The 12473-nt window shown below is 61.4% G+C and carries 10 protein-coding genes and 1 pseudogene; 3 read left to right on the top strand and 8 right to left on the bottom strand.

Annotated elements, in window-relative coordinates; genetic code table 11:
• On the top strand, positions 1-506 hold a 506-nt coding region (locus EN914_RS08460; RefSeq protein WP_164778687.1), incomplete at its 5' end, for a cysteine hydrolase family protein.
• A gap of 66 nt (positions 507-572) precedes the next feature.
• Here EN914_RS08460 and EN914_RS08455 read toward each other — a convergent pair.
• From EN914_RS08455 to EN914_RS08420, 8 genes are all read right to left on the bottom strand, one after another.
• Positions 573-2252: a formate--tetrahydrofolate ligase gene (locus tag EN914_RS08455; RefSeq protein ID WP_024504532.1), complete on the bottom strand. Its 1680-nt coding sequence runs from the start codon at positions 2250-2252 to the stop codon at positions 573-575.
• 313 nt (positions 2253-2565) lie between these two features.
• A complete protein-coding gene (locus EN914_RS08450; protein WP_013529949.1) occupies positions 2566-3690 on the bottom strand; it encodes a DUF2333 family protein in 1125 nt (374 codons plus the stop codon).
• Between the two features lie 105 nt (positions 3691-3795).
• Positions 3796-5100 carry a DUF6638 family protein gene (locus tag EN914_RS08445; protein ID WP_024504533.1) on the bottom strand — a complete coding sequence of 435 codons (1305 nt, stop codon included), beginning with the start codon at positions 5098-5100 and terminating at the stop codon, positions 3796-3798.
• 42 nt (positions 5101-5142) lie between these two features.
• Positions 5143-7053, bottom strand: a complete 1911-nt coding sequence (locus EN914_RS08440) for an ATP-binding protein (protein ID WP_024504534.1) — start codon at positions 7051-7053, stop codon at positions 5143-5145.
• Between the two features lie 24 nt (positions 7054-7077).
• Complete coding sequence (locus EN914_RS08435) at positions 7078-8223, bottom strand: hypothetical protein (RefSeq protein WP_013529952.1); 1146 nt, start codon at positions 8221-8223, stop codon at positions 7078-7080.
• A gap of 31 nt (positions 8224-8254) precedes the next feature.
• On the bottom strand, positions 8255-9343 hold the full coding sequence (locus EN914_RS08430; RefSeq protein WP_024504535.1) for a hypothetical protein: 1089 nt from the start codon (positions 9341-9343) through the stop codon (positions 8255-8257).
• 311 nt (positions 9344-9654) lie between these two features.
• Positions 9655-10044: a cytochrome c family protein gene (locus EN914_RS08425; protein WP_024504536.1), complete on the bottom strand. Its 390-nt coding sequence runs from the start codon at positions 10042-10044 to the stop codon at positions 9655-9657.
• Positions 10045-10133: 89 nt separating this feature from the next.
• A complete protein-coding gene (locus EN914_RS08420) occupies positions 10134-10745 on the bottom strand; it encodes a thymidine kinase (RefSeq protein ID WP_024504537.1) in 612 nt (203 codons plus the stop codon).
• 237 nt (positions 10746-10982) lie between these two features.
• Here EN914_RS08420 and EN914_RS08415 point away from each other — a divergent pair, with 237 nt between their 5' ends.
• Positions 10983-11918 (top strand): choline ABC transporter substrate-binding protein, encoded by a 936-nt coding sequence (locus tag EN914_RS08415; protein WP_013529956.1) that lies wholly within the window; start codon positions 10983-10985, stop codon positions 11916-11918.
• Positions 11919-12052: 134 nt separating this feature from the next.
• Positions 12053-12473, top strand: a pseudogene (locus EN914_RS08410) (choline ABC transporter permease subunit); the annotation flags it as partial.

The following is a 12473-nucleotide window of genomic DNA, read 5'->3' as shown; positions in this document are numbered from 1 at the left end:
CAGCGACTGCTGCCGGCATCAAGGTGGTGGTCGTCAAGCAGATGGCGCCCGAGACCTCGCCGATCTTCGCCAAGGGCAGTCACGGCGGCGAACTGCATCCCGAAATCGTCAGGCGCAAGCGCGACCATTATGTCGAAAAGAACCTGCCCTCCGCCTTCACCGGCACTGATCTGGAAGACTGGCTTCGCGCCAATGCCATCGATACGATTACGGTGGTCGGCTACATGACGCATAATTGTGACCTGTCGACCATTATCCACGCCGTGCATATGGGCTTTGCCGTCGAGTTCCTGTCGGATGCGACCGGCTCGGTGCCTTACGCCAACAGCGCCGGCTACGCCTCGGCCGAGGAGATCCATCGCGTGGTCACGATCATCCTGCAGTCGCGCTTCGCCGCCGTGCTCAAGACCGCCGAATGGGTGGAGTGCCTGCAGACCGGCGCGCTGCCGGAGCGCGACACGATCTTCGGCTCCAACCAGCGGGCCCTGTCGCGCAGCGCAGCTTAGGGCTATCCGAAAAAACAGAAGGGCGCCGCATCGCTGCGGCGCCCTTTCTGTTTGAATTGAAGGATTTTAGAACAGGCCTTCGATATTGCCGGCCTCATTGAGGAAGATCTTTTCCGAGGACGGCGCCCTCGGCAGGCCCGGCATGGTCATGACCTCGCCGCAGATGATGACGACGAAGCCGGCACCGGCCGAAAGCCTGACCTCGCGCACCGGCACGGTGTGGCCGGTCGGCGCGCCGCGCAGGTTCGGGTCGGTCGAGAAGGAATACTGGGTCTTGGCCATGCACACCGGCAAATGGCCGTAGCCGGCGTCTTCCCACGCCTTGAGCTGGTCGCGCACCGACTTGTCGGCGATCGCTTCCGAGCCGCGATAGATGCGCTGGACGATGGTGTTGATCTTCTCGAACAGCGGCATGGCGTCGGGATAGAGCGGCGCGAACTGCGAGGCGCCGGATTCGGCCAGTGCCACCACCTTGTTGGCGAGATCCTCGATCCCGGCCGAGCCGTGTGCCCAGTGCTTGCACAGGATCGCTTCTTCGCCCATCGAGGCGACATAGTCCTTCATCGCCTGGATCTCGGCGTCGGTGTCGGAATAGAAATGGTTGATGGCAACCACCGCCGGCACGCCGAACTGCCTGATGTTCTCGATGTGGCGGCCAAGATTGGCGCAGCCCTTCTTCACCGCTTCGACGTTTTCCGTGCCGAGGTCTTCCTTCTTGACGCCGCCATTCATCTTCATGGCGCGCACGGTGGCGACGATGACCGCCGCTGCCGGCTTCAGGCCCGCCTTGCGGCACTTGATGTCGAAGAACTTTTCAGCACCCAAATCGGCGCCGAAGCCGGCTTCGGTGACGACATAGTCGGCGAGCTTGAGCGCCGTCGTGGTGGCGACGACCGAGTTGCAGCCATGCGCGATGTTGGCGAACGGCCCGCCATGCACGAAGGCCGGGTTGTTCTCCAGCGTCTGCACCAGGTTCGGCTGCATGGCGTCCTTCAGCAGCACAGCCATGGCGCCGTCGGCCTTGAGGTCGCGGGCATAGACGGCTGACTTGTCGCGGCGATAGGCGACGATGATATCGCCGAGGCGCTTTTCCAGGTCCTTCAGGTCGGTCGACAGGCAGAGGATCGCCATGACTTCCGAGGCGACGGTGATGTCGAAACCGCCCTCGCGCGGGAAGCCGTTGGCGACGCCGCCGAGCGAGCAGATGATCTCGCGCAGCGCGCGGTCGTTCATGTCCATGACGCGGCGCCAGACGACCCGGCGGGTGTCGATGCCGAGCTCATTGCCCCAGTAGATGTGGTTGTCGATCAGCGCCGAAAGCAGGTTGTGTGCGGTGGTGATGGCGTGGAAGTCGCCGGTGAAGTGGAGGTTCATGTCCTCCATCGGCACGACCTGCGCATAGCCGCCGCCGGCGGCACCGCCCTTGACGCCGAAGTTCGGGCCGAGCGAAGCCTCGCGGATGCAGACGATCGCCTTCTTGCCGATGCGGTTCAGGCCGTCGCCGAGACCAACCGTGGTCGTGGTCTTGCCTTCGCCGGCCGGCGTCGGGTTGATGGCGGTTACGAGGATCAGCTTGCCGTCCTTGTTGCCCTTCACCGATTTGATGAATTCGGCTGATATCTTGGCCTTGTCGTGGCCGTAGGGCAGCAGGTGTTCGGTCGGGATGCCGATCTTCTGGCCGATCTCCTGGATCTGCTTTTTCCTGGCGCCGCGCGCGATCTCGATGTCGGACTTCACTTCGGCCATGACGGCTTTCCTCTGGATTGGACGGTGGAGGGGACGGGTTTGGTCTTACTGGCAAGCAGGTTGGAACCGGGCGCGGGCATGTTCTAACCCTGTCGCTGCCGCGGCGTCAACTTGTATGCAACTATGTTTCCTCTTGAGAAAATTCTTCTGCGGACCGGCCGACCTGTCGTCGGTTCTTCCTGGCTCCGTTGCCGCGCCGTATAGAAGCCAGAGGACGCGTCGTTCCGCCGTCTCAAAACAGCCGCACAATGCACGGAATGCGACAGAGGCGACGGCGCAAATTCACCATCGCCTGGTCCCTAATGGAACAGCGCTACTGCGTCAGAACGTTGCTGATTTCGACCATGTTGGAGCGCACCCTGAGCACATAGAAGCCCATCGTCGTCAGATGCGTCGGCAACAGCCAGCCATCCTCGCGGCCATTGGCGATGATGAAAGGCTGGATCTTCAGCGCCGAAACGAACTGCGAGTCCATCGTGTCCCACAGGTTCTGCAGATGCTTTTCCTTGATGACGTCCTCGAAGTCGGCCTGGGCGCCCTTCATCAGGCCGTAATAGCCATAGAGCTGGCCATAGGCGAACCAGTAGCGGTCGTCGGCGCGGAAGTCGAACCAGCCATTGTTGTGGTTCTCGGCGCGTTCCTTGAGGATCGCCGAGGTCGAGCCGATGTCGGACGAGATGCGGTCGATATACTGTTTCAGATTGTCGGCGCGGGCGTCGAATGTCGCCTGGCAGGTGGCAAGGCGAGCGTTGAAGGAACGCAGCATGCGCACGGCGTCGCGATAGTAGCTCGGCGTCGGTGTCTTGGGGCCGAACGGGTTCAGGCCGAAATACCAGGTCTCCTCGTCGAACTGCAGGTTGCCGCGGGCATTCTGCAGATCGCTGTCGATCTGCGAGGTGGTGCGGACGCGGCCGAGATTGTCGGCGAGTTCGGTCGCCGTGCGCCGCACCGCCTGGTTGATGCCGCGCTGGAAGGAGGCCTTGTTGTCCATCCACGGCGTGTTGTCCCAGTCGATGCCGAACAGGCCGAGCTTGTAGAGGATCATCGACGAGATCCAGGCATTCTGGTTGACGTTGAAGTCGGTCAGGTCGGCGGCGATCTGGGCAATGCCGGAGTTGCCGCAGGTCTTGGCCGTGTCGGTGCCGGCGCCGGCGGAGACCTGTTCGCCAGCGGAGACATTGCGCTTCTCGAACGTGTAGGTGTCTGGATAGTTCGGGTTGAAATTGTTCCACCACTGGGTGGCGTAGAAGAAATTGGCATAGAGGCCGATCAGCACCAGCAGAGCAAGGCCGACCGCCGCCTTGAGGATCCAGCCGCGTTGCGTGTACCAGCGTCCGGCCCACAGGAACGGCCAAAGGATGACGCCGATCAAAAGCCCGATACCGCGGCCGATCCACTGGAAAATGCGGGTGAAGAAGTTCACGATCGGATCGAGCATGGCTGTGTCACCCCCCTCAAGCATGATGCCAAAAAGTTGCAGACTTTTTGGATAACATTATGCGCCAAAACAAGAAGTTAGAACGAAATAACGGTTCATTTCGTTCTAGTCAGTCAGGTCGTAGAGGCGCGTGCGAAACGCCACCTTGTCCTTCAAATATGTGGTTTTGAGAACGTCCACAACATGCGATCGCCAGGCGTCGCTGAAGCCGCCATAGTCCTTGTAGAAGCCGTCCTTGTTGAAGATGTAGCGCGAGACGAAGTCCGACGGCACGAAATCCGAGATCAGCCGGTTGGTCAGCCAGGCGTCAGGATGGTCAGGCTTGGCGCGGATCACCAGGAAGCGCTGCTGCGGGAAGACATCCTCGATCTTCAGGTGGCCGAGCTGGGCGATCTCGCGCTTGGCGGCGTTGAGGAAAGGGAAATTGCCGTCCCTGGTGATCAGGTCGGCATGGCTCTGGATCCAGGTCTGCAGCCAGACCTTGTCGACATTGGTCAAGTTGCGGTTCGGCTCGGCATCGCGGATCAGCGCGCGCACCACCATCTCGGCGCGGTGCTCGAGGTAGCCCGAGGCCTCGACCCAGGAGGCGCGCGGCAACTCGATGCGGCCGGTGGTGGCGAGGAACTTGAACACCTTGTCGGCGTCGTTAATGGAGAGATAGCTGACCTGCCACGGCCGCGAACGGCGGAAGCCTGGCGCCGCAGGATCGCTGATCACCGTCGTCACATCCGGGTCGACGAAGACGTAAAGGCCACCGAAATGGCTGGTCCAGTAGGCGTTGTGGCGGAAGATCACCTGGTCGGGCACCAGCGCGTTCTCGCGGATGTCGCCGCAGATCTTGGCGAGCTCGACCATGCGGTTCAGCATGGCGCTGTCGCGCCAGGCGTCGGGCTCCTGCTTCAACCGGTCGACGAGCTTGCCGAGCTCGGCGGCCTTGCCCAGCACATCCTCAGCCGACAGCACCTTGAACTCGACCTGGCTGATCGACAGCAGGTCCTCGATATCGTTGACCTTGGGAACGGAATCCTCGATCTCGCCGTAGATGACATCCTTGATCGTCAGCGCATCGATGGCGCGCTGGTTCTTGGACATGAACTCGAACATCAGCTGCGAGGTGTTGGAGAAGGCGGTGTGCACCACCGGCAGGTCGATCTGCGACGGCGTCAGGATGATGAAACGGCGGTTGACCTCGTTGGGATCGAGATAGTCGTAGTCGTCGCATTCCTCGGCCACTTCGGGCGAAAAGCCGGTGCGATCGATCTGGAAGGTCTTCAGCTTGGTCGGCTTCAAGCCGAATGCGGCGAGCGCCTTGTTGTAGCGCTGGATCAGATGCGGCTCGTCGACCGTCAGCAGCCGGCCATAGATCAGCTCATTGTCGCGCAGGAGATCGGGTTTTTTGGCGGGGCTCATCTTGCCTTCTCCCACAAGGGGTGAAGGGAAGGCCGGCGCAGCTCACGCATTCCATAGCCCCTTCTTCTTCATCTCCTCCATCTCGCGCGCAGCCCGTTCGCGCAGGCGGGCGTCGCGCAGCAGTTTTTCCACGGCGGAGTCGTCGGACTTGTCGGAATAGCGGAACTCCGAGTCGGCGTAGCGGTTGATCTCCTGCATGACCATGTCCATCGAGAACGGCCCGCGCAGTTCCTCGATCATCGCTTTCTTCTCGTCGTAGCCCTTGTGCATGAAGACTTCCGGCTTCTCGAACCAATCGTCGGGAAGCTCGATGTCCATGGCGCGCATCTTGATGGCGTCGGTGACATTCTTGATGGCGCGACCGGTGAAGCGGGGCTCGGCATCCTTGATCAGGTGCAGATAGGTGCCGATATCGGCCATCGATTTCGGCGCGCCGTTCTCCTTCATGTAGCGCTCGTAGACCTTCATCAGCCCATCTTCCTGCGGCTTCTCGTGCTCCTCATAGGCTTCGGTCACGGCGCGCTGGATTTCCTGCGCGGCGTAGAGATCGTGGTCGCCGAGCGGGATCTTGTGGTTTTTCCCCGCCAGCAGGACAAAAATATCGATGTAGTCGTCGCGGCTCTGCGGCCCGTCGACCAGCCAGCGGGCGCCGGCGCGCTGACGCAGCGCGTCGTCGACATTTTCGGGGTAGTTGGAGAACATGCCGAACGAGCAGTTGCCGCGCACCACGGTGGCGGCGCCGGCGAAGGCGTCCATCAAGACGCCTGTTATTTCCTGCTGGCCGGCCGAGGCGCGGTCGTCGGAGCGGCGCGCCGCCACCTGGTCGATGTCGTCGATGGTGCCGAAGCCGATGACGCGCGGGTTCAAGACATTGTTGATGAACTGGCGGCAGTTCTGGCCCGACTTGCCCTGATAGGACGAGATCTGGTCGACGCCGAAATTCTCGTAGGCGAAGGGATAGCCGGCGACCTGGCAATAGCCGTTGACGAGGCCGGCGATCATCTGGATCAGCGTCGTCTTGCCAGTGCCGGGGGCGCCGTCGCCGATGAAGGTGAACAGGAAGCCGCCGAGCTCGACGAACGGATTGAGTTCGCGCTCGAAATCATAGGCCATCAGCATCTTGGCGAGCTTGACCGACTGGTATTTGGCGATGTGGTTGCCGACGACCTCTTCCGGCTTCTTGAAGGTCATCACCAGCGGTTTTGAGCGCTTGCCCGGCGCGACGTCGAAACCATCGAGAGTGAAATCGTCGGCATCGATGCGGATATGGGCGTTCTCGAACGGGCCGATGCCGTCGAAGCGGCCCTTGCGGGCCAGAAGCCCGTCGATGGCGACGCGGGCGAAGGCGCGTGCCCTTGTCATCAAATCGGCATCATCGGACGATCCCGAGATCGCCTTGTCGAGGCCAGCGAGGATCGACTTCACCGCATCCTGCGGCGTGTCGAACAGGAAGTCCGGCTCGGGGATGTCGTTGGGTGCCTCGCCGTCGCTGTCGATCAGCTGGAACAGGTAGGAGGCGAGGCTGAAGGCGGAGATGTAAGCCGAGGCCGACAGAAGCTTCTTGAAGGTGGCCGCTTCGTCGCCTTCGAGCGGCGCGCGGGTATTCCTGGCCTGCAGGCTTTCGAGGTCGGAGCCTTCGGCAAAGACGTCCGATATGGCCAGCGCGATCGCCGTGCCGCGCCGGGCGCGAAACAGGAGCGTGTGCTGCGGGATGGTCAGCAGCTGGTCGTCGGGATGAACGGCGCCGACGGTCTTGGCCAGCTCGACCTCGCGCGTGCGACGCACCGAGCCGACCGAGACGGTCGAGACGAAGCGGCGGTTGGTGCCGGCAAGCGCGGTGCCGGACTCCCGTGACGGGTCCTCCAGCACGACGATGCGGGTGATGAAGCTCTGCGCGGTGGCGCGGTGCTTCTCGATGGCGGCTTCCGGAATGGTGGTCAGGCCGGTATCCATGAAGGGTACTCCGTGGTGTGACGGTCAGACGTCTGAGATGACCTGTCCGTTGGACAGGATATGAACCTTGTAGCCGGCAAAAATCTTCTGTGCTTCGCCGGCGGCGTAGAGTGCCTGATAGGCCTCGTGCGGAATCAGCGCATGGTTTTCATAGCTCGACACGCCCTGACGCGCGGCTTCCAGATCATCAGTGTTGATGAAGAATTCCTGCGTTGTCTTCTCACTCGAAAACAGGCCCTTGCGGCCGGGTTTCTCGCTCTTGGAATAGACCTCCTGGATCGTCCAGGTCAAAAGCCAGGCATTTTCCGGTTTGCGCACCTTGGCCAGAACCTCGGTCACCGTCGAATTGTTGTCGGTAATCCCCACCGAATAGAACGGGCCGAGCACGACGCGGCGCAGCTGCTTGGGGTGCAGCGGTTCGAAATCCTTGTCGAGGTTGACCGCGATGGTCGCCGGCGACAGCGTATAGGCGGAGTTCTTCTCGGTGAAATCGTCGAAACGATGGGCAAGCTCGGGATTGAGCAGGCCATCGACCGGCAGCGGAATGTCGACCGTCTCGTTGAGTTTGCCGTTTCTGTCGACAAGCTGGCGGATCATCGCGTCGGAAGAATCCTCCACCGTCACCATGTAGACCAGGGGCAGGTTGGCGCTGCCGTCGAACGTCGCCCAATGGACGAGATAATAGGGCCGTCCCGTCTTCGGATTGACCGAGACCTTGGCGGTTTGCGCCAGCGTGAAGGGACCGAACGTGTTCTCGCTCTTCACGTCCTCGAGATAGAGCCGCTCGGCCATCGACTTCTGCAGCGCCTCGGGGAATTCCTTGTGGCGCAGGATGAAGTCGGCCATTTCCTCGCGCAATTCGCCGGCGAGCGGGATGTTGGCAAGCCGCGCGTCGGCCTGGCGGCGGTCGTTTTCCAGTTCGAGCAGGTTCTGGAACACCGGGAATCCGCTTTCGGCCCGCGAAATGCGGAACGTATCCATGAAGCCCAGCCGGTTGCGCCAGCAGGAAAACGACTTGTCGAGCCGGGCGATGTATTCGGCGACGATCTTGGCGACGATGCCGTGCCGGTAAAGCGGCGAGCGATCGTCGCGCATGAACACTTCAAGGCCGCTCAGCGCGGCCGTGATGGCGGAGAAATATCGTGCCGCCGCTTCGTTTTCGGGGGTCATGCCTGTGCGCTCGCGGGCAGTCCTGTCACCCCTAAGACTGCACGTAGTTTGCCGAATTGTGCTTCTTCAGCACCTCGTCGAAGCGGCGGGCAAAGGCATCGTCGGCCAGCTTCTTGCGGCGCTGGATGTCGGCGGTGGCGACCATGTTCTTCTCGTGCATCTCGAGTAGGTCGCCGATGTGTTTTTGCGAAGCAGCACCGATGCCGGCCATGGTTTCCTCGGCGGTGTTGTCGACCTGGCTGCCCAGCGTGTTGATCTTGTGGGCGACGTCCTGCTGGGCGGCGGTCTTCAGCGAATCTTCCAGCGCCTTGTAGAGCACGATGCGCTGCTCGGTATCGATGGTCAGCTTGTTGATCAGCGTCGATTGCGCGGCGATCTGGTTGTTGAGCGAATCGACGAAGGTCTGGAACATCGAGGTGTAGCGCTCGAGCGTCTGGCTCTCGGCCAGCAGCTCCTGCTCCTTGGCCTGTTTTTCGTTGTATTCCGTCGCCAGCTTGGAGCGTTCGCCTTCGAGCTGCGTGCGGTCCTTCTGGCTGGTCGAAGCGGCGATCTTGTTTTCGATGTCGAGCAGCATCGGGTTGAGCTCCTCGATGCGCTTCTGCACGGCTTCGAGGTTGGTCATGGTGGTCTTGCGGCGCTCGATCACCTGCGACAGGCTGGTTTCCGAGGTCTTGTAGCGCTGGTCGAGGACCTCTTTCTGCGCCTTCAATATGCCGACGATGGTGTCGGATTTGACCAGCAATTCCTGCAGATTGCCCGCCAGCGACATGTTGCGGACGCGGTCGGTGCGCATGCGCTGCTTGCTCTGGCTGGAGAAGATACCGATGAATTTTTCCCAGCCGGTGTAGTTCTTCATGCTCTCGAACTCGGAGCCGAAGACGTTGGTGGCGTCCTCCAGGCCGATGATCAGGTCGGCAATGTTGCCTTCCATCACCTTTTGCTGCTTCAGCACATCCTCGATGCGGGCGTTCTCGAGGTCGAAATTGGCGTCGCCGATCTTCTTGTCCGATGTGGCGAGCGTATCAAGCATGGTGCCGGACTGCTCGATCTTGGAGCGCATGTCCTGTACGACCTGCTTGGTCTTGGCAATTTCGGCGTCGAAATTCTGCAATGTCGCCATTGGGGCCTCCCGCTTCGGCATGACGTCGCTGGTCGCGAACAGCGGCGAATATATGTGGGGCATCGGGGGATTGAAAGACGTGAAGACAAGGGCGGCGTGAAAACAAAAGAATCCATCAGGGTCTTGAAAACCAGTGAAGGCGGGGGCCTGGCGTGATTAGCTTGCCTGCCAGCCGTAGTTCAGCTGTCATTGAACTTTCATGCGGCAAGCCGATGGCGCACGGATGCCTTTGTATTCGGCAAATCACTGAAGCAATCGCGGCCGCGATATGCGAGGGGAAAGCCGGTTTTACAGAGCTGACGAACAGCGGATCAGGGCTTGGGATCGGCCTTCAGATAGGCGATGACATTGGCGATGTCGTCGTCATTGGTCAGGCCGCCGAACGCCATCTTGTTGCTCGGCACCTTCAGCTTTGGGGCCTTGAGATACTCGGCGAGATTGGCTTCATCCCAGATCAGGCCGGCGGCGCCGGCACTCTTCATCGCCTCGGAATAGTGGCCAAGAAAGCTCTCGGCACTGCCGGCAGTGCGGCCAACGACGCCCAACAGATGCGGACCGACCTTGTCGCGGTCGGTGGCTGCGTCATGGCAGGCCATGCATCGGTTGAAGACCTTCTTGCCCAGGGCAGGATCACCGCCGGCATGGGCTACGAGCGAGCTGGCAAGGAGAAGGATACTGGCGAACGAAGCGGCTCGAAGCATGGCTGACCCCGGGGAGCTCTGGCTGGCTGCGTTATAGTACCGAAGCCTTAAGAAACGCTGCATCGGGCCGGGGTCAAGGCCGCCGACCGTCAGCCCTTGATAAAGCCGATGAAGTCGTCTGGCGCGGCGCGGCCCATCTCTTCCTCCCAGTGGCGGCGGCAGAGCGAGACATAGACATCCTTGCCGATCGCCACCTGCTCGCCCTGGCGCGCCACCTTGCCATCGGGGCCGAGGCGCACGACCATCGTCGCCTTGCGGCCGCATCGGCAGATGGTGCGCACTTCGCGCAAATCGTCGGCGATGGCCAGCAGCGCGCGCGAGCCGGAAAACAGCTTGCCCTGGAAATCGGTGCGCAGGCCGTAGCACATGACCGGGATGTTCAGCCGGTCGGCGATGCGGGCGAGCTGCCAGACCTGCTCTTCCTCGAGGAACTGCGCCTCGTCGACGAAGACGCAATGCACCGACGTATGCGCGTGATGATCGGCGACGCGGGCGAACAGATCGTCGCCGTCGCGAAACATCTCGGCTTCCGTCTCCAGGCCTATGCGCGACGAGATCAGGCCTGTATCGCCCTTGCGGTAGTGGCCGGCGACGAACAGCATCGTGCCCATGCCGCGCTCGCGGTAATTGTAAGAGGCCTGCAAGAGCATCGTCGTCTTGCCGGCGTTCATCGTCGCGTAGTGGAAGTAAAGCTTGGCCATGCCGCTCTTTTAAGCCGACTTGGCCTGACACGGGGAGGGGCCAGAGCGGCATTCCCCTGAAAAAGCCGGCTGGCCAGACAAAAGCGCCTGATGTGTCGCTGATTGGCCAGCCCGCGCCGTTGATCGTGATTGTCTTAATGCTTGAAACCACACCAGAATGGTGTTTGGCTGACGAAACAAGGCGGGCATAGAAACCGTAGCTACGCTTCGCCAAAGAATCACAATGGGAGACTGTCTATGTCGCGTATGAACTCTTTCGTCGCCGGCCTCGGCCTGGCGGCTTTTTTGTCAACCAGCGCTGCCTACGCCGGTGATCCGGCAAGCTGCAAGGCGGTGCGCCTTTCCGATGTCGGCTGGACCGACATCCAGGCGACGACCGGCGTCGCCTCCGTGCTGCTGACCGCGCTCGGCTATGAGCCGCAAACGATCCAGCTGTCGGTGCCGGTGACCATGGCGTCGCTGAAGAACAAGGATCTCGACGTGTTCCTCGGCAACTGGATGCCGTCGATGACCAACGACATCAAGGACTATACAGCCGACGGTTCGGTCGAGACGATCAGCACCAACCTGACCGGCGCCGGCTACGGCATCGTCGTGCCGACCTATGTCGCCGACGCCGGCGTCAAATCGCTGACCGATATCGGCAAGTTCAAGGACAAGTTCAACGGCAAGATCTATGGCATCGAGGCCGGCAATGACGGCAACCGCATCATCCTCGACATGATCAAGAACCCGAAGGACAATCTCGAAGGCTTCGAGCTGGTCGAATCCTCGGAAGCCGGCATGCTGACGCAGGCCGAGCAGTCGATGAAGAACAATGAATGGATCGCCTTCCTCGGCTGGACGCCGCATCCGGTGATGGGCGCCATGAAGATCACCTATCTCGACGGCATGGGCGACAGCGGCTTCGGCGCCGCCACCGTCTACACCAATGTGCGCAAGGGCTACACCACCGAATGCCCGAACGCCGGCAAGTTCATCGCCAACCTGAAGTTCAACCTGGACATGGAAGGCGAGATGATGGACGCGATCCTCAAGGGCGGCGACGCCAATACGGTTGCAACCGACTGGCTGAAGAAGCACCCGGATGCCGTTGCCCCGTGGATAGCCGGCGTGACTACCTTCGACGGCGGTGACGCTGCCGCCGCCATCAAGACCGCGCTCGGAAGCTGAGCCGACTGAATTCGGCAAAGCCGAACCAGGAAGGGCAGCCATCTTAGAAAAGGCTGCCCTTTTTCATATCCTGTGACAAGATGACGACGGCCGAGGCCGAGGGGCAGGGCGGTCTCCTGCACGAGAGGGGCGATATGGATCCGATTTCGAAATTCATGGTCGATCACAAGATTCCGATCGGCGCCTGGGGAAAGGCCTTCTTCGGTTTCCTCACCGACAATTTCGACACTGTGTTCAGGGCCTTTTCGAATGGCCTCAATTTCCTGCTGGATGGGCTGGTCGGCATCCTCTTGATGGTGCCGCCGGTGCTGCTGGCGCTGGTCATCGCCGTTGTCGCCTGGCTGCTGCAACGCTCGCGGCCACTTGCCATCGGCGTCTTTCTCGGCCTGATCTTCATCATCAACCAGAACCTTTGGAAGCAGACGGTGCAGACGCTGGTGCTGGTCGTCGCGGCCGCTGCCATGGCCATGGCCATCGGCGTGCCGCTCGGCATCTGGGCAGCGCACAAGCCGAAGGTCTACCGCGTCATGCTGCCGGTGCTCGACCTGATGCCTG

This window comes from Mesorhizobium sp. M7A.F.Ca.CA.001.08.2.1, from assembly GCF_003998455.1.
In the GTDB taxonomy this organism is placed as follows: domain Bacteria; phylum Pseudomonadota; class Alphaproteobacteria; order Rhizobiales; family Rhizobiaceae; genus Mesorhizobium; species Mesorhizobium ciceri.
Note: the sequence above shows the minus strand (reverse complement) of the source record. Positions and strands in the feature narration are given on the sequence as shown.